This window comes from Occallatibacter gabretensis (assembly GCF_001449115.1).
GTDB lineage: Bacteria > Acidobacteriota > Terriglobia > Terriglobales > Acidobacteriaceae > Telmatobacter > Telmatobacter gabretensis.
In genome coordinates, this window is sequence record NZ_LAIJ01000002.1 from 359,084 (window position 1) to 377,431 (window position 18,348).

The 18,348-nt window shown below is 56.3% G+C and carries 18 protein-coding genes; 7 read left to right on the forward strand and 11 right to left on the reverse strand.

All coding sequences use genetic code 11. The features are described from left to right. Positions 1-9: 9 nt before the first annotated feature. The 6 genes from VO84_RS03470 to VO84_RS03495 form a co-directional block, all read right to left on the reverse strand. Complete coding sequence (locus tag VO84_RS03470; protein WP_058185877.1) at positions 10-1,350, reverse strand: TrbI/VirB10 family protein; 1,341 nt, start codon at positions 1,348-1,350, stop codon at positions 10-12. Positions 1,351-1,354: 4 nt separating this feature from the next. Then, positions 1,355-2,119, reverse strand: coding sequence for a TrbG/VirB9 family P-type conjugative transfer protein (locus VO84_RS03475; protein WP_058185878.1), 765 nt, complete (start codon positions 2,117-2,119; stop codon positions 1,355-1,357). Between the two features lie 9 nt (positions 2,120-2,128). Further along, positions 2,129-4,591: a VirB4 family type IV secretion system protein gene (locus VO84_RS03480; RefSeq protein WP_058185879.1), complete on the reverse strand. Its 2,463-nt coding sequence runs from the start codon at positions 4,589-4,591 to the stop codon at positions 2,129-2,131. Beyond that, positions 4,591-4,887 (reverse strand): VirB3 family type IV secretion system protein, encoded by a 297-nt coding sequence (locus tag VO84_RS03485; protein WP_058185880.1) that lies wholly within the window; start codon positions 4,885-4,887, stop codon positions 4,591-4,593. Before VO84_RS03485 ends, VO84_RS03480 begins: the two co-directional genes overlap by 1 nt. Before the next feature lie 69 nt (positions 4,888-4,956). Continuing rightward, positions 4,957-5,280 (reverse strand): TrbC/VirB2 family protein, encoded by a 324-nt coding sequence (locus VO84_RS03490; RefSeq protein ID WP_058185881.1) that lies wholly within the window; start codon positions 5,278-5,280, stop codon positions 4,957-4,959. Positions 5,281-5,415: 135 nt separating this feature from the next. Beyond that, positions 5,416-6,387: a LysR family transcriptional regulator gene (locus VO84_RS03495; protein ID WP_058185882.1), complete on the reverse strand. Its 972-nt coding sequence runs from the start codon at positions 6,385-6,387 to the stop codon at positions 5,416-5,418. Between the two features lie 315 nt (positions 6,388-6,702). Between VO84_RS03495 and VO84_RS03500 the strand changes: the two genes are divergently transcribed. The 4 genes from VO84_RS03500 (at position 6,703) to VO84_RS03515 (ending at position 9,363) form a co-directional block, all read left to right on the forward strand. Next, positions 6,703-6,984 (forward strand): helix-turn-helix domain-containing protein, encoded by a 282-nt coding sequence (locus VO84_RS03500; protein WP_058185883.1) that lies wholly within the window; start codon positions 6,703-6,705, stop codon positions 6,982-6,984. 36 nt (positions 6,985-7,020) lie between these two features. After that, positions 7,021-8,073 (forward strand): tyrosine-type recombinase/integrase, encoded by a 1,053-nt coding sequence (locus tag VO84_RS03505; protein ID WP_058185884.1) that lies wholly within the window; start codon positions 7,021-7,023, stop codon positions 8,071-8,073. 212 nt (positions 8,074-8,285) lie between these two features. Next, positions 8,286-8,582, forward strand: a complete 297-nt coding sequence (secG, locus tag VO84_RS03510) for a preprotein translocase subunit SecG (protein WP_058185885.1) — start codon at positions 8,286-8,288, stop codon at positions 8,580-8,582. A gap of 142 nt (positions 8,583-8,724) precedes the next feature. Continuing rightward, entirely contained in the window at positions 8,725-9,363 is a 639-nt protein-coding gene (locus tag VO84_RS03515) for an MBL fold metallo-hydrolase (RefSeq protein ID WP_058185886.1), read from the forward strand. Positions 9,364-9,447: 84 nt separating this feature from the next. On the opposite strand, the gene VO84_RS03520 is transcribed toward VO84_RS03515, so the two are convergent. Together VO84_RS03520 and VO84_RS03525 are read right to left on the reverse strand one after the other, a co-directional pair. Continuing rightward, positions 9,448-9,996, reverse strand: coding sequence for a hypothetical protein (locus VO84_RS03520; protein WP_058185887.1), 549 nt, complete (start codon positions 9,994-9,996; stop codon positions 9,448-9,450). A gap of 201 nt (positions 9,997-10,197) precedes the next feature. Next, entirely contained in the window at positions 10,198-11,451 is a 1,254-nt protein-coding gene (locus tag VO84_RS03525; RefSeq protein ID WP_231737758.1) for a pyridoxal phosphate-dependent aminotransferase, read from the reverse strand. Between the two features lie 40 nt (positions 11,452-11,491). On the opposite strand from VO84_RS03525, the gene VO84_RS03530 reads away from it, so the two are divergent. Continuing rightward, the gene (locus VO84_RS03530; RefSeq protein ID WP_058185888.1) at positions 11,492-12,121 is read left to right on the forward strand and encodes an HAD family hydrolase; all 630 of its coding nucleotides are present in this window, start codon (positions 11,492-11,494) and stop codon (positions 12,119-12,121) included. Here VO84_RS03530 and VO84_RS03535 read toward each other — a convergent pair. The 3 genes from VO84_RS03535 to VO84_RS03545 form a co-directional block, all read right to left on the reverse strand. Then, positions 12,118-12,855 carry an acyloxyacyl hydrolase gene (locus VO84_RS03535; protein WP_197413876.1) on the reverse strand — a complete coding sequence of 246 codons (738 nt, stop codon included), beginning with the start codon at positions 12,853-12,855 and terminating at the stop codon, positions 12,118-12,120. The genes VO84_RS03530 and VO84_RS03535 overlap by 4 nt on opposite strands. Before the next feature lie 277 nt (positions 12,856-13,132). After that, positions 13,133-13,612, reverse strand: a complete 480-nt coding sequence (locus tag VO84_RS03540; RefSeq protein WP_058185890.1) for a YybH family protein — start codon at positions 13,610-13,612, stop codon at positions 13,133-13,135. 68 nt (positions 13,613-13,680) lie between these two features. After that, positions 13,681-14,712 carry an alpha/beta fold hydrolase gene (locus VO84_RS03545; protein ID WP_082661665.1) on the reverse strand — a complete coding sequence of 344 codons (1,032 nt, stop codon included), beginning with the start codon at positions 14,710-14,712 and terminating at the stop codon, positions 13,681-13,683. Positions 14,713-14,913: 201 nt separating this feature from the next. On the opposite strand from VO84_RS03545, the gene VO84_RS03550 reads away from it, so the two are divergent. Further along, positions 14,914-17,580 (forward strand): beta-glucosidase, encoded by a 2,667-nt coding sequence (locus VO84_RS03550; protein WP_231737759.1) that lies wholly within the window; start codon positions 14,914-14,916, stop codon positions 17,578-17,580. 76 nt (positions 17,581-17,656) lie between these two features. Then, complete coding sequence (rdgB, locus tag VO84_RS03555; protein ID WP_058185893.1) at positions 17,657-18,286, forward strand: RdgB/HAM1 family non-canonical purine NTP pyrophosphatase; 630 nt, start codon at positions 17,657-17,659, stop codon at positions 18,284-18,286. The last annotated feature ends 62 nt before the right edge of the window (positions 18,287-18,348 follow it).

Here is an 18,348-nt window from a genome sequence, read left to right on the forward strand (position 1 = left end):
GGAAGCTCCTTAGAATGACTGCGCGATGCGGTGATTCTCATAAGCCGGCAAGAGCATATCTTGCGTAAAGTAGACCTTCACGCGGTGCCCTTCTCGGATTGTGATTGTGGGTGGAATCTGGATGAACTTGTCGAGAATCGTCGTAGCTGATTGCGACACGCTCGAAGCTGCACCGTTGGTAAAGGACTGCGAGCCTGAGCTGTTTAGGTTTGATCCGCCCTGGCTGATTTGAGAGGCACCGGAGATGACGCCGAGTGCAATCGACGTTCCGAAGATCTGGAGATAGTGATTGTTGACCTGGTCTTTTAGTCCCTCCTCTCCGATCTGGTCGAGGCCGTGGAATTGGTCTAAGTCCACGCTGTATCCGTCCGGCATGAGCAGACGATGAAAGGCAACGGAAATCCGGCGCTGTTGTCCGAACCCGGCACTACCGATCTTGCGGGCTTCGCCCAGCACGATCGTTCCTTCTGGTATGAGTATGTGCTGATGGTCATGGGAATACACGGGATTCGACACAAGAACCTTCACCGGTCCCACCGCGTCACCATCCAAGCGGTTCATCAACACGGTATCCAGCGTCAATCCTTCGTAGATGACATAAGGCTGGCCCACGGCATTGTCGATATTGACCTCGGACGGGCGTTTGTACTCTGTCGCGGGTATCTGATCGCCGGAAGTCCTTTGTTCTCCTGCTGCTCTAGCCGTGGTCAATGCGGTTGGCTGACCTGCCTGCACGGCGGCAGCAAAGGGGTTCTGGGGCGCACCGGAGGGCTGGGATACATTCTGCTGCTGGGGCGTGGCCTGCTCCGCTGGCCGCGCATAGGCGATGTTGGACGAGAATCGTGCTGTGTCTGCCCGTTCCTTTTCGGTCGCCGCAAGCTGCTGTCCGGCTTGCTGGGAGGGCGTGAGCTGGGGCTGGCCGTTGGCCTGTGTGCCATTCTGCTGCCCATTGGCGAGATAGGTTCCTGACTGGGCGAGTGGACGCCCGTCGGGGCCGAAACCCGACGCTGCCGCCTGCTGCGCTCCTGTGCCTCCCGCCGCTGGGTTGCTGGTTGAGGCTGCCAATTGCGCGTCCTGCTGTGCTTTCAGCTTGTCAGCTCCAAGCTGACGCTGCAGAGCGTCTACATTGGTCGCCGTGTTGTCCTGAACATAGGGCTGCGGCCCGTTGGCCTTGGCCTTCTCAGCATCGGTCGGAGCCTTCTTCCGGGAACTGATGACGGTAGCCAGGATGAGGAGCACGACCGCTCCTAGATAGAGAAACATCTTGAGGTTCTTTTGGAGAACGCCTTTGGGCTGGGTCGTGTGGTCGGTGAGCTTCGCGTCTGCTGCTGTGGTGACGGTATCGGCCATGACGTTACCCCTTCCTCGTGAAGTCCATCTTTTTCTTGCCGAGTTCGACGTACCCGTTGTCCATGACCTTCGGGATGATGTACGTCCCGTCGCGGAGGTCGTAGTTGATGAGGTTTGGCTTGCCGTCCCGCATCTCGTACACGCTAAATTTCTCCGGTGCATTGGTCTTGATGTAGGTGAACTTGTCGTCGTGGTAGATCGACTGGATATCGAAGGGAGCTTCGTTCAACTTGAACGTGTAGTCAAACTTCAACGCAAGCGGGTAGGCACTCTTGTACTCATCGACGGTTGCTCCTACGTGAGACTGAAGCGTCGATATCTGTTGATGGGCCTGTTCAAGCTGGGCGGCTGGAACATATTGGGCTGGTCCATTCGCCGCAACGATATTGGAAGCATCCGCTGGCTGGATGATGACCTTGAGATCGGGGTCGCCGCCCGACGCGGTGATGTCGGTCAAAGTGAAGCTGTAGATATTGCCCTTGTCCGTAATCAGGTTGAGGTTCGAGCTGATGCCCGCCTTGGCTGGATGAACGAAGCAGAAGTTGCCAACCACATCCACAATCCAGAAGTCCTTATCTCCGGTCGCAGCCTCCATGATCTTCTCGGTCGCCGGGACAACAATGAGCGTCGTGTACTTCACCTTCGCCCTGATCGGCACGATGTCCTGCGAGTGGTAAGAAACATTGCGGGAGGCAGTCTGGGCGCAGACTGCCACGCTTCCCACGATGGCGAACACAAGTGCGATGGTTGTTGTCTTCAGGCTCTTCATGGGAACTCCTTAGTGGCGCGGTTGAAATGGGTGAGTGGAAGCGAGTTGGCGAACGCCCTCTGCGATTCCGTATTGCGCGAAAGCCTCCCGCTTGAGCAGGTTGTCGCGGGCGTTGTTGGTCGCAATCCAGTACGAGACGGAATCGACATTGAGCCGAACCTTCTTGCTGGACTGCGCCTTGCGAATCAGCATCTCGCCGGGTGGAATGAGATCGGCGATGATATCGATTTCGGTGTCATTGAGGTGGAACGCCTCGCGGTAGACCTGGCGATTCATCTCGGGGTTTGCGAGGAAGATCTTGGTCGGGCAGCTCTCGGCCACGACAGCCAGCATCCCCGATTCCTCAAGCTCCTTGATGGACTGCGTGGCCAGAATCATCGCCGCGTTATGCTTCCGCCAGGTCTTCTGTGCGGCCACAATATAGGTGCGGATGGTTTCGTTCTTGATGAATAGCCAAGCCTCATCAAGCAGGAACGTCTTGAAGGTCGCCAGCTTCGCGGGGTTTGCAATCTCGTTGCTGGCCCGGTGAAGGACGTAGAAGAGCAACGGCTCCAATACCTCGGGCGCATCACCCCAGCCGGCGAAATTGAACGTCTGGAAGCTGGCGAAGCTAAGCGTGTCTTCCACGTTGTCGAAGAGAAAGCCGTACTGCCCCTCCTTGGTCCAACGGTGGAGACGTTCCTTCAGCTCCCCGATGATCTGGCTGAAGGTGGAGAGTGTCCGCTGCTCCGGGGAAACGACGTACATCCGCTCTATCGCTTCCCACAGCTTGCGCTCTTCCTTGAAATCGAGCCGGTAACGCTTGTCGTTACCCTCGATGAGCACACGAAAGAAGGAGAAGAGAAACTGCATGTTCTCCTTTGTCTCCGGGAGGCTGAACGGGTTGATGGTGAAGTCCCGGTTCTCCTGGCCGACGTTCAAATACGTCCCGCCGAAGATCTCCGTAAGCGACTGGAATGAGCCGCCGATGTCGAAGATGTACGTCTGCGGCCGATATTTCTGGGCATTCGTGAGCAAGAAATTACATAGAAAACTTTTGCCTGAACCTGTCATGCCGAGGATGAGCGTGTGCGCCACCTCGCCGTTATGGAGGTTGAGGTAGTAGGGCGTGGCGTTGTCCGTCTCCAAGACCGCCAGATACTCCGAACGAAGGTGGGGGTTCGTTTTCTCGCCGGGGTGAATGGTGAAAAGAAACGAGAGGTCAGCGTAGTTGGAATTGAGCAGGTACATCTTGCGAAGGTTCTGGGCGTAGTTGCCCGGAACGGTGGCAAACAAGGCATTGAGCTGGTTGTAGGTCTCGGTGAAGAGCGCACCATCGGCGTTCGTGAACACCCCAGTAAACTCGCCCATCTCCCGGTTGATCGTCTGGAGGTCCGTGCTGTACAGCACGACCGTAAGCGAAAAATCGCCTAACGTCTGGCCGTCGCCGAGCGCTCGCAGGCACTCGCCAAGATTCTCGATGTCCGCCTGCTTCGACTCATCAATGAGTACGTCACGCTGGTTCGTCTTCGCCGGGTCGCTGCCGATCTGCGACACGAAACCAGATTTGCTCATGTTGAAGTGACGGCGGCGCTTATCCACTTCCTTGCGGGCCTTCGCCATCGAAAGCGGCGTCCACTCCGTGACCACGTAGAAGTTGCCTTCAATCTTGAAAAGACGGTCAAGGACCAAGGGCCGCGTCTCCGCAATGGCCTCTTTCATTGTCAGGACGCGGACGAAATGGTCACCTACTCGGAGGTGGTCACGCTCCGCTTCGATGTTGGAGTTCACCACCTGGAAGTCGAGATACTGGGTCGATTGCGGTTTGCCTTTGATCCGCCAGTCATCGAAGTTGAGGAGCCGACGAAAGAAGCTGAACTGCGCCTGTTGCCCCTGTACCTCGATAGGCATAAGGTCGGCGAGATGCCGAGTAAAGTTCTGGACGCACTGCTCAAGCCGCACCATGTCGGCGTCGATCTGCTTGCGAAGCAAGACCTTCATGTTGTCGTTGGTGAACTGCGCTTTGAGTTCACGGATACCGCCCTGGGGATCGCGCGGCATCCGTGCGAGAGCGGAGAGGATGCCGGTCTTCGACCGCGCACCCTCCAGCACGATCACGTAGAAGAGTTCCACCTCATAGAGGCGGTCGCGCTTGGACTCGAAGTATTGCCGCCGCTGGTCAATGGCTGCGTCGATCAGCTCGTCATCGTAAGCGGCAAACGGAATCTCGGGCCGGTTTGTCTTGAAGAGATATTGGTAGACGTGGAAGCCTTCGCCGAACGATTTGAGTGCGGATTCGAGCCGCTTCACCGCATACTGCTGTTCATCGTTGTCAAGGCTTTCATAGTCAACGCCGGTGACGCTCAGAACCATGCCAAGATCGCCGCTCTTGGTGAGGAAAGCCGTCTCTGTCCAGAAACCGTAGAGGTTGATGTGGGCGCTGAGAGCGTCCGCTTCCTTCCACGGCTTGATGACGCGAGAGAGATTGAGCATTAGCGCACCTCTACGTTTGGGACTGTCTGCTTGGCCGCGTCATAGCGCAGCTTGAACTTCTCGGAGCGCCCGAGAATCTTGAGGAAAGCCGGATCGGAGTTCGTCACCCAATGTCCGAAGATGGAACCGCCGATGAATACTAGGACGGCCCCGATGATCGAACTGAAGAGGTTGAACATCCCCACTGCTGATACCGCAATCATGAAGAAAAGTGTGCGTTCGATGCCCATATAGGTGAGGGGTTTATGCAGACTCTTGAAGACTCGGTTGCGACGCTTCTGAGTTATTTCCGGCATAAACCCCTCGCTGTGGAACGTCGTTGGAGGTGAAGTGAGTTAGATCGCTGGACGATGACGGCGGCAGAGCTAAGAGCCCCAAAGCCATGTGAGGATGTTCGTCGCCATGATCGCTATACCGGTTCCGGCGGCGACACCTGCAAGCGTTTTCTTCGCACCGGGTTCCCCATGCGCGAACGTGTAGCCGCCGATCACAATTGCGATCAGACTGGCAGCCTTGGCGACGGTCCCGGTGAATAGTGTTTGGATGGAGCTGATACCCGAATCGAACGGCGAGGCATGAGCTGCGAGAGGGAAGATTAATACGCATAGGAGCAGGGCTGCTCCGCGTATCAGATAGAGCTTTGTCCGCTCAATCGTTGCTGCTGGAATGATGATTCGGATACGTGTCATTGGCACCTCCAACGACCGGGATGGTCGTGATAGCCATGACACTAGGCGGCGCTTCCGCGCACGTCCAATACTTATCTCCTATGCCGATTTGAAGCGGAATGTCGAATTTTATAGCGGTTACCTATGGCTGAACCGCTATGCGAAGAGGCGAAGATTCTCGTCTTCAATATCGGGGCGCACAGAGCGCGGCGGCTTCGACACAGACGACGGAGACACTTGCAACCGCAGTCTCTTACGCAACTCTCTTATCAGCCCCGGAACGGTCTTCTGTGAAGTGGACTTCCCCAGGATCAACGCACTATCCACAGTCCATGTGACGCCGGTAACAGGCCGAGTGACGAGACCAACGTGCATCTCCGACCCCTCGCGGACCAGCGCATATCCCTGACCCGATTCCACCATCCATTGAATGTTGTGAGGAGTCGTTGTCTTGCTCGCCACATCACCCCGTATCCCTACCTCATCAAGCATCTCCATGAGCCGGAGATGCGCTTCAGGATGTTGTTTTGGCTCCTGAAAGATCGTCAACTTTGCTTGAAGTTCCGCAGGGGCAATCTCTTTCAAGCGCGCCAGTGGGTCGTCCGACTTCATGCACACGACAAGGCGACTCTTGGTGAAGGGATACGTCTTGAATCCCGATCCGCTAATCGGAAGTGCTAGCAAAGCAGCATCAATTTCCCCCTTTTGGAGGAGCAGGAGGAGTTCAACATTGTCACCACTTCTCGAAGCGATTTCGCACTCTGGGAAAAGCGATGTATGCACTGAGCAAACCATTTCATAGAGAGCATGGTCTACGAATGAAGAGAAGCCCAGGCGCATCGGGGTGAACGTTACACGATGCAAGGCGCGGGCGGTCGCAATGAGGCCGTCACGTAGCTTTAGAAGCTCACGTCCTCCAGTGATTAATATCTCTGCGGCTGGTGTCGCATGAACGCCATTGCGATCCCGTATGAAGAGCGGAACCTGCAACGCTTCTTCCAAACCTCTCATCTGCGTGCTGAGGGAAGGTTGCGCCAAGTAGAGGCGTTTCGCTGCGCGAGTGATATTTCCTTCTTCGGCGACGGCGATAAGATATTTGAGATTACGAAACTCGACCAGGTCTGACACTAATAGGGGCCCGCTCTCTGGACTGGTTGATGAAGCTCAGCAAGTAATTCAACACGAGTGAAAGGTCAAGACCCGTTCCCCTGAAGTATGGGCGCGGGTATCCAACAAGTCAACGGCCCTGGGCGCTGACTTCTCGCTTGTCTAACAGTTTCGGCATACGCAAAACCTATGCCAAGTCAGGTTTTGCCATAGGTACGAAGTATTGGACAGGATGTCCCGCAGGTTCGAGGGTATGAGTATGCGGGGAAACACCACGCAACTCCGGCAAGCGAAACCTTGAAGGCGAGGCCCACTCAAATGACTTCAGCAGAGAGAATGGCGACGGAAGACATGAAGAGCCCGGCAATGTCTGTGCTCGTGAGAGCAGTAGCCGGCGAAGTGGCATCATTGCTCCGGCTGGAGTTTGCCCGCGTCGCGCCTTCTGGCGTTCAGCCCGTCTTGCTGGACGTCAAACAGGCTGCCGTGTATCTTGGGCGCACAGAGCAAGCCGTTCAACACCTCATCTTTCAGCGTGACATTCCGGTGGTGAGGATGGGACGCAGGGTTCATCTCCATCGCCGTGACCTGGACGCATGGATTGAGAAGAATACCTACTGACGCGGCACGCACTAGCTTTTCTAACTACAATAGGTAATGGGCAAGAATGCGTATGGCAGCGGCTCGATCTTCTTACGTGGAACAATCTGGTGGGTTCAGGTCTGGGTCGATAACAAGCAGCTCTCGCAATCGAGCAGATCAACAAAGAAGTCGGAAGCAATCAAGCTCCGCGACAAGCTCCTGGGCAAGAAACATCGCAGGGAGATCACGGGCGGTCCCGCAGAGAGTGTTCTCATCGCTGAACTGCTGGATGACGTTCTCAAGAGCGACATCGAAGAATCTACGCGGTACATCTGGAAGCTGGTTGTCGAGAAGAGCCTAAGACCGTTCTTCGGGCGAACGCGAGGGACAAGGCTTTCTACCGATCTGCTGGAGAGCTATCGTGAGAAGCGGACGGGCGAAGGGGTCACAAACGCTACCGTAAACCGTGAGCTATCTATCCTGCGAACTGCATTTCATAACGCGCGGAAAAGAACTCCTCCGAAGGTGCATACGGTTCCCTACTTTCCAATGGTGAAGGAAACGACCGTCCGAAAGGGCTTCCTGTCAGACGAGATTTACGCCAAGCTCCGTGATGCCCTAGAACATGAACTCAAGCCTCTGTTTGTCAGCGGCTATGTAACGGGTATCCGAAAGGGAGAGCTCCTAGCGATTCAGTGGCCACAGCTCAACTTCGAGAATAGTGAGATTGGACTTGAACCTGACGAGACGAAGGGCCGGGAAGGCCGATCGGTTCCGATCCTTGATGGTGACATGCGGGATTTACTTCTTGCCTCAAAGAAGGAACGCGACGAATCATGGCCCGATTCGCCCTGGGTATTCAACCGTGGGGGACAGCAAATTAAGGACTTCCGGGGTGGTTGGGTGAACGCCTGTAAGGGGGCTGGAGTTCCTGATCTAAACTTCCACGATCTTCGTAGAACCGCCGTTCGTAATATGCGGCGTGATGGCGTACCACAAGTGATACGGATGAAGATCAGTGGCCACAAGACAGACTCAATGGAGCGCCGGTACAATATCGTAGATGGCGATGATTTGGCTGTCGCGAAGGAGTTTATGGAGCGCGGTATGAAGCTCCGCAAAGTGTAGTGGTTTTGTAGTGGTTGTACGAAACACCACGATACTGAGCGATACAGTGTATCTAATAGAATCAACAACATAACACCACGCGATAGACCGTGATACACTCATTCTTAGCTTGAGGTGCTAGCGGGTAACTCCATAGGGGTTCAAGTCCCCTCCTCCGCACCAAGAATTTAGGCGCCCATCCGGCGTAGTTTTTTCAGAGAAAGCACCCTTCCATGCAGATTCTTCTTTACTTCGTCATCGCAATCCATGTGGTTGCCTGTCTCTTTTTGATCGGCGTCGTGCTGCTCCAGCAGGGCCGCTCCGCTGATCTCGCCGGCGCATTTGGCGGTCAGGGCTCGCAGACAGCCTTTGGACCCCGTGCCGCCGCAAACATCTTTACGCGCCTCACCGCCTGGGCAGCCGTCATCTTCATGCTCACATCGCTGAGCCTGACCGTGCTCTATGTACGCTCCACGCACTCGCGCTCCGTCCTCGACGGCACAACGCAGTCCGCTCCGGTCAAGAAGTAGGTACAAAGCTTCACATAAACAAATGGCAGGCCCATCGGCCTGCCATTTCTCGTTCTCCTATTCCCTACCGGGGTCCCTTGCGTGCGATCTTTGCACGCAGGGGTGGGTTGTCCCTATTCTCTATTCCCTCTAAAATCACAAAGTGATTTTAGAAACCTTCCCGGTCGGCCCTTTCCAATGCAACTGCACCATCCTTGGCGACGAGGAAACTCACGAAGCCATCGTCATTGATCCTGGCGAAGAAATCTCCCGCATCCACAACCGCCTCACCGAGCTCGGTCTCAAGCTCAAGCAGATCCTCGTCACGCACGCGCACATTGACCATGTCGGCGGCGCGCTCAAGCTCAAGCGCCTCACCGGCGCACCCATCCTGATGAATGAAAACGACCTGCCTTTGCTCCAGATCATGGATCAGCAGGCCGGCATGTTCGGCTTGGAAACTCCGGAAGTCGCCGCGCCCGATGAGAGCCTCAAAAACGGCCTCAATGTCGGCCTCGACCGCTATCCCGCTCAGGTTATCTATACTCCGGGCCACACCCAAGGCTCAGTCTGCCTTCACTTCGCTCCACTCAAGATGCTCTTTGCCGGGGATACGCTCTTTGCCAGATCCATCGGGCGAACAGACCTGCCCGGAGGCAACGGACGTCAGCTTCTCGATTCCATCCGCACCCATCTGCTCGTCCTGCCGGAAGATACCCTCGTCATCCCCGGTCACGGCCTCAACACCACCATCGGTGAAGAGCGCGAAATGAATCCATTTTTGCAATTCCGCAGCCGCTGAACCGCCAAAACACCCACAAAAACGGGAGATCCGCAGCAAGGCCGCAAATCTCCCATCCTTTTGAACATCAATGCGCCGCAACGCCTACGAATGTGCCCGTGCCTCAGCCAACGCTGCCTGCATCAATGCCAATTCGTCCTCCAGCGACTGTAACCGCTTCTCAGACGCTTTGAACTGCTCCTCGTAACTAACTCCGCCCGCGGTGTAAATCTTACCCGAGACGTACAAGTTACCACTAAGGACAGTGGCATTCGCCATCAGCGAGAGCTGCGGAAGAGTGCTGCCCAAAGCCCCGGTCAGCAGCATCTCCGCTGCGCTCGTGCTCCCATCGGAGCTCATGCCTTCGATGTAAATCTTATTGTCGTTCTGATTGTTGGCGATACGAATCTGTCCGCCGCCATTTGGCGTCAGGCTCAGATATATCTCAGGAGAGTCGACCCGGAAGGTTGTCTGAGCCAACATTGCAATCTCCGCTGCAGGGTTCGCGATCCCGATATAAACGTTCCCAGAGGGGTCTATGCGCGCCCGTTCCAGGCCCGCGGTTTCAAGGACAAGTGCGTTGCTATCCGTGGTTCCAAGATTTCCCTGGGAAGCATTCCCTAAAGCATTCCCTCCAACTGACCATGTGCCCATAACGATTCTCCTTGTGGCGAGGTTGTGTCCACAACCCAGCAACGCAACGAGCTCTGGTCATGTCATACACTATGTGCCGGTCACACAGTCTTCGTTGCAGCTGTAATTCACTTTTGAAATTTTGATTTGGAGTGAAGCAATTGGATTGACATTACCGCTCTATCTAAATCAACAACTTACTCTGATAACTTCATCTAACACTTAAACCAGATCTCCACTTTTATATCCGATCTGATTCGTTCCTAAATAGTTAAGTAACCTGGTTACCCCATTACTAAATTCAGCCTCTGGACCAAGCAGGCTCACCACCAGCCATCCGGCTTCCGGCATTCCAAAGAAATACCCAGGATGCACCCAAACTCCCTCATCCAACAGCTCACGCACCGTCTGCTCATCGGGCTTGAGCGCCGCAATTCGCAGAATGGCATACCAGCCGCCTTCCACTCCCAGCCGCCGTACCACCGGCTCAGTTGCAAGCTGCCGGTCCAGCTCCGCCAGATTCGCCTGTACCCTTTTCCGAATCTGCTCCTGAATTCCCTGTCGCTCTTCCAGCCACCGTCCCATGGCCCACTGCACCGGCGCATTCATGGAGAGAAAGGTATCGGCAATCACCTCCAGCCGTTCCATTGCCGCCGCGCGCTGCGGCCCCGTCGCAACAACCCATGCCGCCTTCATCTGCGGAAGCCCCGCAATTTTGCTCAACCCGCTCACCACATAAACCGGCACGCCTTCTAAACCAGCCGTAAAGCTGGCAGCTTTCAATTCCAATCCACCCTGCATCGGATAATCCAGAAACACCTCATCCACAATCAGGCTCAATCCGAGCTCCCGGCACAGCCCCGCCAGAACCTCAGCCTCCCAGGGCTTCGTAAAGTGCCCGGTCGGATTATTCGGATGCACCAGCATAATCGCCCGCGTCTCAGCCGTAATCGCTCTGCGAAATCCCTCCGGATCAATCTGCCATCCATGGTCATACACCAGCGGAACATTCTTCAGCCGCACGTCATCCAGCACCGCCAGAAAATCAAACAATGGATACCCAGGCTGCGGCACAAGAATCTCCGCCCCGGGATCGCACAGCAGCCGGAAAAGATAGCTGTAAGCCTCACTGGTGCTCGTCGTAAGCACCACCTGCTCCGGCCCCACGTGCACATCGTGACCCAGATAGTACTTGCACACTGCTTCACGCGCCGATTTCAGTCCCAGCGGCTGCGGATCATAATCCAGCGCCCGGTCATCCTTAAGCGACTCCAGCAGCTTTGCGCCGTAATCAAACCCGCACCGCGTCGGATTCGAAGCCGTCAGATCCGCCACAGGCAGCCCGGCGCCCACACGTTCGCGATGCGCCCGCGCCAGCGCGCTCTCCTCCGTGTTCCACTCTGTTCTCTTTGAAAACCGCATCAGCCGTCCAGTAACGTCCTGCTCACGCCCATCAGGCACAATAAGAACAGGCATCCTTTTTCACCATACACGGGTGCCGATACAGGAGACTCGATTGGCTCTGCGCGCGGTTGTCTTTGACTATGGAATGGTTCTCACAAGTCCACAAGACCCAGCGGCTCACGCCGAACTGGTTCGCCTTACCGGGCTTCCTCTCAATCGCTTTGAGGAGCTCTACTGGGCCGACCGCCATGCCTACGATGAAGGCAAGCTCACCGGCATGCAGTTCTGGCAGAAGCTTATCCTCGATGGCGGACTCATCCGCTCCGAGGCCGAGATTCAGCGCCTCAGCTTCCTGGACGGGCAAATGTGGTCCACGGTGAACGAGCGCATGGTTGCCTGGCAAGCGCAGCTCAAGAAACACGGCCTGCTCACCGGCATCCTCTCCAACATGGGTGACTCCGTGCTCGAAGTCTTGTTGGCCACCCACTCCTGGATTGCCAACTTCGATGTCCAGGTCTGGAGCTATCAGCTGCTCATCGCCAAGCCTGACCCGGCCATCTATCATCACATTCTCGCCAAACTCGGAACGCAGCCGGAAGAAACCCTCTTCCTCGACGACAGGCTGGAAAACATCATCGCCGCACGCGATCTTGGCATACAGGCAATTCAATTCTCGAACGCAGACACGCTCCGCCAGGAACTCATCGCCGCAGGCCTTGATGACGAACTGCCGTTGCCCTAGTGAGAACCGTGTCCCAGGTGATAGACCAGACCGCCACTGTACATCGCGGAGTCCAGGCCCGGATTGCTCGGCACGATAAAGCCGTTTGAAAAATGAAAATACGAAAAGCCCACGCGCGCATCCCACCGCGGAGTCAGCCGGAACTGTGTTCCCACGCCAATCTGCAGGCTCCACTCCATGTAAGACGAGTATTGTGACAGCGCTTTTTTATCAAATGCGAGCACCCCGCCCTTCGCCACAAAATACGGCTTGAAGCTCTTGCCATCACGCCACAGCAGCCTCGTGCCAATCGGCATGATACCGACTCCATAGAGTGTCTCTCGACCCGTCCCTGCCGAATTACCATACACAGTTGTGTGTTTCAATTGGTTCAGCAGCATCACCGGCTGCACCTCGGCCGCATAATCCAATCGCGCTCCCAATGCCCGTCCCCACGAGTGCCGCTCATACTCCACGCTGGCAAAATGAAGATTGCTCCACCATGAGTTCGCAAAAATATGAAAGTGGCCAAAGGATCCCTGCCCCATAAAGGCCAGTTCGCTCTCAGGTCGCTCGTTTTGCACGGGAGCAGGCTGGCTGTCCATTATGCCCGTATGATCCGTACCAGAATTGTCGTCCGCAGCGACGGCCGACAGGGTTCCCATCTTCGCAGCATTATTCTGACCGAATGAGATTCGGCAGCACAGCGCGAGCGCCACAAATGCAAGCAGGCCCAGGTGCCTTTTTGCAGGCAAAAAAATACTATATGCGAAGCCAGACATTACGCCCTCCTGCTGTGGCCGATTGCACTGTAACGGGTATGTGGTATCTAAAACCAGTCCAGAAAAATCGTTCTGCAATGAATGGAATGAAATTTCCGTCATTGAGAGAGCTGGATATAAAGAATGACTAACTTTTACCGGTATCGGTCTATTTCAAAATGACAGCTAATTATATCTGGAACCCGCTGGGCTATGATCCGGGCACAGTTCTCCCATTGAATGCAGTGCTGATCTCTCTCACAGGCAAGTGCTAGGGGGCGGCCTGGTGGTCTTCGGAGTAGTGGACGTGAATCAACCGCCACTTCCCGGATTCCTTGCGGTACACCTGGGTTTCAACGCCATGCGTCGTCACGGCCGATCCGTCCTTACGCATCGTCGCATGAAAAGTCCAGCGAAACTCCGACCACGCCGCATCCCCGTTCACGTGGATCATCGCATCGTGTATCGCAAGCTCACGCGCTGAAAACATGCCGCCCATGACCTTCTGAAAAACGTTCTGCTCAATTGCATCCAGGCCTTGCTCCTCGCCCAGCGGATAGATGAATGACACCTCCGGCGAGTGAGACCATATTTGCGACATCTGGTTGAGGTCGACAGTATCCACGGCTTTGGCATACTGCTCAATGAGATGATGCAATGCCGCAACATCATCCCCAGGGCCGGTATCGGTCTGGGCGGCACACACAGGCACAATGCAGAGAGTAGCGGCGAGCAAAACACGGCTGAACATAACGCTCCCAGTCTATTCCACGCTCTCGTTATGCGTCTCGAAATGCATTCACTCCAATATCCCAGCGGTTACTCCTCCGTCGTGGATCCATTGTCCGGGAAGGATTGATGACTTCGTATCATCACTACGAACGAGGCAATCTCTCGATTCACCAGATCTGCTCTGTCGTTCTGAATGTAATGATCGCTACCTTTGGCAATAATGCGTTTGCTCTGGCCAGACAGGCTCTTAGCCTCTTCCTGCATCTGACTCCACACGATGGAATTGGCCTTTGAAATGGCTGCCGGCCAGTTAGGTGGCAGAACGTTCGGATCGTGTGAAAGGATCAGGACCGGAAGGGTGCCAAAAGGCCCAGCGTGGATCGTTTCTTCTCCTGAGGCCCGCACCGCATCCAGCTCGTTCTCCACCGCGTCCATCTGTGACGGAATGCACGAATCGGCTTTGATCCATGCGCTATAGGCTTCAAAGCCCGGAGGGACAGACGTACAGATTCCTTGCAACCGATACCACCCGAACGTCATGAGCAGCTTCTGCCACGGCATCTGGCGGCGCTGGTCTTCCTGAATCTTCACCAGCTCCTTCGGAATGCGATCATCCTGAAGCGGAGTGGAGCCATCAACTAAGACAAGCCCGGCTACGTCGCCAGGATAATGCGCGATGTAAGATCGTAGATAGATTCCTGAGAGGGAGTGTCCCACAAGCACAAAAGGCCGCTGAACAGCAGCAGCCTCCATCAGCTGGTGCAGTTGCGAGGAGACCGCATTGGCATCCTGAACATCAGGCCGCGATTCGCTCCAGCCGAATCCAGCACGATCGTACGAGCAAACTCGCGTCTGCTGCGAGAGCACAGGCTGCACCTTCGCCCAGCCTGTAAAGTCGTCGCCCAGGCCGGAGCTCAGCACAATCGTTGGCGTAGCTTGTCCAGTGCAGTACAGGTGCATCGAGTAGCCGTCTATGCGGTAAAGCTTGCCGGGAACTCCGGCGATCTGACGATAGTGGCGAATACTCAGCGCGTTATACGCAGCTCCACCACTGCCCGCCAGCAGACAAAGAAGAACAATGGCTATACAGACTCGGATTAAAAGCTTGTAGGGTCCCATTCAGATGTCATCGTACAGAATGATCCCGCCATCGCATGCCCAGCCAGCCTCCCACTACGCCAGCTTCGCATAGCGAGTGATACACTCCATCCCGTCGCTTTCAATCGCCATCGCATCATTCTTGGAGAAACAATGGACTCTGCTCACAGGACCATCCAAATCGTCTCTTGCTCTCGATCTCTCTTTGCAATCTGCACGCTGTTGCTCAGCTCCGCTCTCGCCTCCAGCCAATCGGTTCCCACTGTCACCGGAGACCCCAAGGTAGACAAGCTTCTCTCGCAGATGACCCTCAAGGAGAAGCTGACCTTGATTCACGGCACGCAGGAAGACCCAAAGGCCTATCAGGGCCAGGCAGGTTATCTCGCCGGCGTTCCGCGCCTCGGCATTCCCGGCCTGCGTTTTGCAGACGGCCCTCCCGGCGTGCTCACGCGCCATCCCTCGCAGGCTGAAACCGCGACCATGGGCGTTGCCGCAACCTTCAGCGCAAAGACCGCCGAAGATAACGGCCTCGTTATCGGTCGTGAAGCCCGCGCTCTCGGCATCGACGTTGCTCTTCAGCCCTTCGTCAACATCGACCGCGATCTGGAGTTTGGCCGCGGCTATAACACCTTCGGCGAAGATCCGTTTCTTACCTCCATCATGGGCGTAGCGGAAGTGAAGGGTATTCAATCCCAGCACGTCATGGCGCAGATCAAGCATTACGTTGCTTATGACTCCGACTCTGGCAACATCTTCGTGGATGACCAGGCTCTCCATGAGATTTACGTCGCACCTTTCGACGCAGCTTCTAAGATTGGCGTCTCATCCATCATGTGCTCTTACAACCGTGTCAACGGCACCTTTGCATGCGGTAACAAGAACACTCTCACAACGATTCTTCGCGACCAGATCGGCTTCAAGGGCTTCGTCACCTCAGACTGGGGCGCAGTCCATGCCGTCGGCTTCATCACTGCCGGCCTTGATATGGAAATGCCCGGCGAACCCGCCGACGGCGCTGGAGCAGCCTTCTCTATCCCATCTTTCTTTGACTTCAAGCCCGTCCCGCCGCAGCCGCCGGCAAACAGCGTGCAGGACATGATTGCTGATATGTTCGGCGGTCATATTCCCGAGGAGCCGGACCCCGGCGGTATGAACATCGGCGACTTCGGCTTTAAGGAAAGCCCGAAGAAGATGGCCGAAGCCCTCAAGGACGGCACAGTCGATGAAGCCACCATCACGCGCACCGCAGGCCGCGTCCTGCTGCAGATTGCAAAGTTCGGTTATCTCGATGGCATGCAGAAGCACGACTTCACTACACAAGCTATTGAAGAGAACGCCAAAATCATCGAGAAAACCGGCGAAGAAGCAGCCGTCCTTCTCAAGAATGACAACCATGCCCTTCCACTCAAAGCTGCCGACCTGGATTCGGTAGTTCTCATCGGCCCCACCGCCGCTCAGGTCGACTCCATCGGCATTAACGGCGAGCGCTCTGTCGGTCTGCCGGAACGCCAAATCGGCCCACTCGCCGCGATGAAGAAAATCTCCGGCAACAGCAACATTCAATTTGCCGTCAACGACGACTTCACCGGCTCAACCATCCCAGCAGCCCTGCTCACCCACGATGGCCAGCCCGGCCTCGCCCGCACCACCTACGTGAACGGTGGACCAGCCACCACACGCAACCTCCGCACCGACACGCAGATCGACTTCACAAAGAAGAACGGCAATCCCCTTCCACCCGACGGTACGCTCAGCTGGAAAGGCACACTCACTCCGTCTCATGAAGGTGAGTACTGGATCTATCTCCAGGCCCTCGGCACCAACGCCGTGCTTTCCATCGATGGCAAAAAGGTAGCCGCCACCGGCGTCATCCAGGGCACCGTCCATGGCGACATCCTCCAGGCCAATCAGGACAACGTGGTTCCCACCCCCGATGGCCTCGACAACGTGCGCCGGGCCGTTCACCTCACCGCCGGCCCGCACGCCATCGAAATCAAAACCTCCCCCGACACCTCGCACGCACCCGTGCAGCTTCGGCTCAACTGGTACACCCCGGAGCAACGCAAGGCCGACCACGAAGCCGCCATTGAAGCAGCAAAACACGCCAAGACCGCGGTCGTCTTTCTCTGGACACGCCTCCAGCCTGTCTTCGGCCTGCCCGGCGATCAGAACAAGCTCGTTGAGGAAATCGCAGCCGTCAATCCCAATACCATCGTCGTGCTCAACACCAGCCAACCCGTCGCTCTTCCCTGGATCGACAAAGCCAAAGCCGTTCTCGAAATGTGGTGGCCCGGCGATGAAGGCGGCTGGTCTACCGCCAATCTTCTACTCGGCAAGGTCTCACCCGCAGGTCGCCTTCCCGTTACCTGGGGCAAGCAGCTTACGGACTATCCCGCCACCGATCCTCGCTATCCCGAGCGCTCAAAGAAAGGCATCGACGGCAAAACCACTTACTCGGAAGGCGTGAACATCGGCTATCGCTGGTTCGATAAAGAAAAGATCGACCCGCTCTTCGCCTTCGGCCACGGACTCAGCTACACCACCTTCGCCTACTCCGGCCTGAAAGTATCGAAATCCTCGGATGGCCTTGATGTAGCAGTCACCATCAAAAACACCGGTTCCGTCGCCTCCGATGAAGTCCCGCAGATCTATCTAGGCGCACCCGCTAAAGCTCCCAGCGGCGCGCAGTTCCCTGTCCGCTCTCTGGTTGCATTCGATCGTATCCACCTGGCGGCAGGCGAATCCAAAACCATCACCCTTAACGTCGCAGAGCGCCAGCTCCAATACTGGTCCACCGCAGACACAGCCTGGAAAAAGCCCGCAGGCGCACGCGAACTCAGCATCGGCGCATCGTCCCGCGATCTCCGCCTCCACACCACCATCAACTAATCAAAAGCTGCAGTATCCCAGGTCTCGATTTTGAGACCTGGGATACTGCAGGCTTCATCTCCGCTAAAATCTCTTCATGCCCGTTCTCTACGCAGCCACCACCAATCAGGGCAAACTCCGCGACTTCTCCACCGCCGCACAAGAATTCGGCGTAGAAATCGAACCCCTCACCATCCTGGCCACCATCCCCGCTCCCGAGGAAACCGGCGCCACCTTTGTCGATAACGCCATCCTCAAAGCCATCTACTACTCCCGCTTTGCCCCATCAGAAATCGTCATCGCCGACGACTCCGGCCTCGAAGTGGAAGCCCTGAACGGTGCTCCCGGCGTCCGTTCCGCCCGCTTCGCTTCAGACTCGGGCCTCGCCGACTCACCCGACGCACCCCTCGACAACACCGACGTCTGGAACAACATGCTGCTCCTCCAGCGCCTGGCCGCAATTCCCGCGCCACAGCGCACCGCACGCTACCACTGCGTACTCGCAGCCGCTCGCAACGGCCAGATTCTCCACACAGCCGAAGGCTCAGTTGAAGGCGTCATCCTCGAAGCCCCGCGCGGAACCGGCGGCTTCGGCTACGATCCGCTCTTCTACTTACCCCAACTCGACCGCACCATGGCCGAAATCGACCTCGAAACCAAGCTTTCCCTGAGCCATCGCGGACGCGCCCTTCAGGCTCTTCTCGAACTGCTCTCATCCGATCCGTAACCCCACTAATTCACAAGCTGATACGCGCCGTGATCCGCGTCACCTGTAGCGCTTGACGATCA

Coding starts and splice junctions, on each gene's coding strand:
- VO84_RS03540 (WP_058185890.1), bottom strand. CDS start 13,612: ATGTTCAGCCGTGTTTTGCTCGCCGCTACTCTCTGCATTGTGCCTGTG.
- VO84_RS03525 (WP_231737758.1), bottom strand. CDS start 11,451: ATGCCTGTTCTTATTGTGCCTGATGGGCGTGAGCAGGACGTTACTGGA.
- VO84_RS03485 (WP_058185880.1), bottom strand. CDS start 4,887: ATGCCGGAAATAACTCAGAAGCGTCGCAACCGAGTCTTCAAGAGTCTG.
- VO84_RS03480 (WP_058185879.1), bottom strand. CDS start 4,591: ATGCTCAATCTCTCTCGCGTCATCAAGCCGTGGAAGGAAGCGGACGCT.
- VO84_RS03490 (WP_058185881.1), bottom strand. CDS start 5,280: ATGACACGTATCCGAATCATCATTCCAGCAGCAACGATTGAGCGGACA.
- VO84_RS03470 (WP_058185877.1), bottom strand. CDS start 1,350: ATGGCCGATACCGTCACCACAGCAGCAGACGCGAAGCTCACCGACCAC.
- VO84_RS03475 (WP_058185878.1), bottom strand. CDS start 2,119: ATGAAGAGCCTGAAGACAACAACCATCGCACTTGTGTTCGCCATCGTG.
- VO84_RS03520 (WP_058185887.1), bottom strand. CDS start 9,996: ATGGGCACATGGTCAGTTGGAGGGAATGCTTTAGGGAATGCTTCCCAG.
- VO84_RS03500 (WP_058185883.1), top strand. CDS start 6,703: ATGGCGACGGAAGACATGAAGAGCCCGGCAATGTCTGTGCTCGTGAGA.
- secG (WP_058185885.1), top strand. CDS start 8,286: ATGCAGATTCTTCTTTACTTCGTCATCGCAATCCATGTGGTTGCCTGT.
- VO84_RS03545 (WP_082661665.1), bottom strand. CDS start 14,712: ATGGGACCCTACAAGCTTTTAATCCGAGTCTGTATAGCCATTGTTCTT.
- rdgB (WP_058185893.1), top strand. CDS start 17,657: ATGCCCGTTCTCTACGCAGCCACCACCAATCAGGGCAAACTCCGCGAC.
- VO84_RS03505 (WP_058185884.1), top strand. CDS start 7,021: ATGGGCAAGAATGCGTATGGCAGCGGCTCGATCTTCTTACGTGGAACA.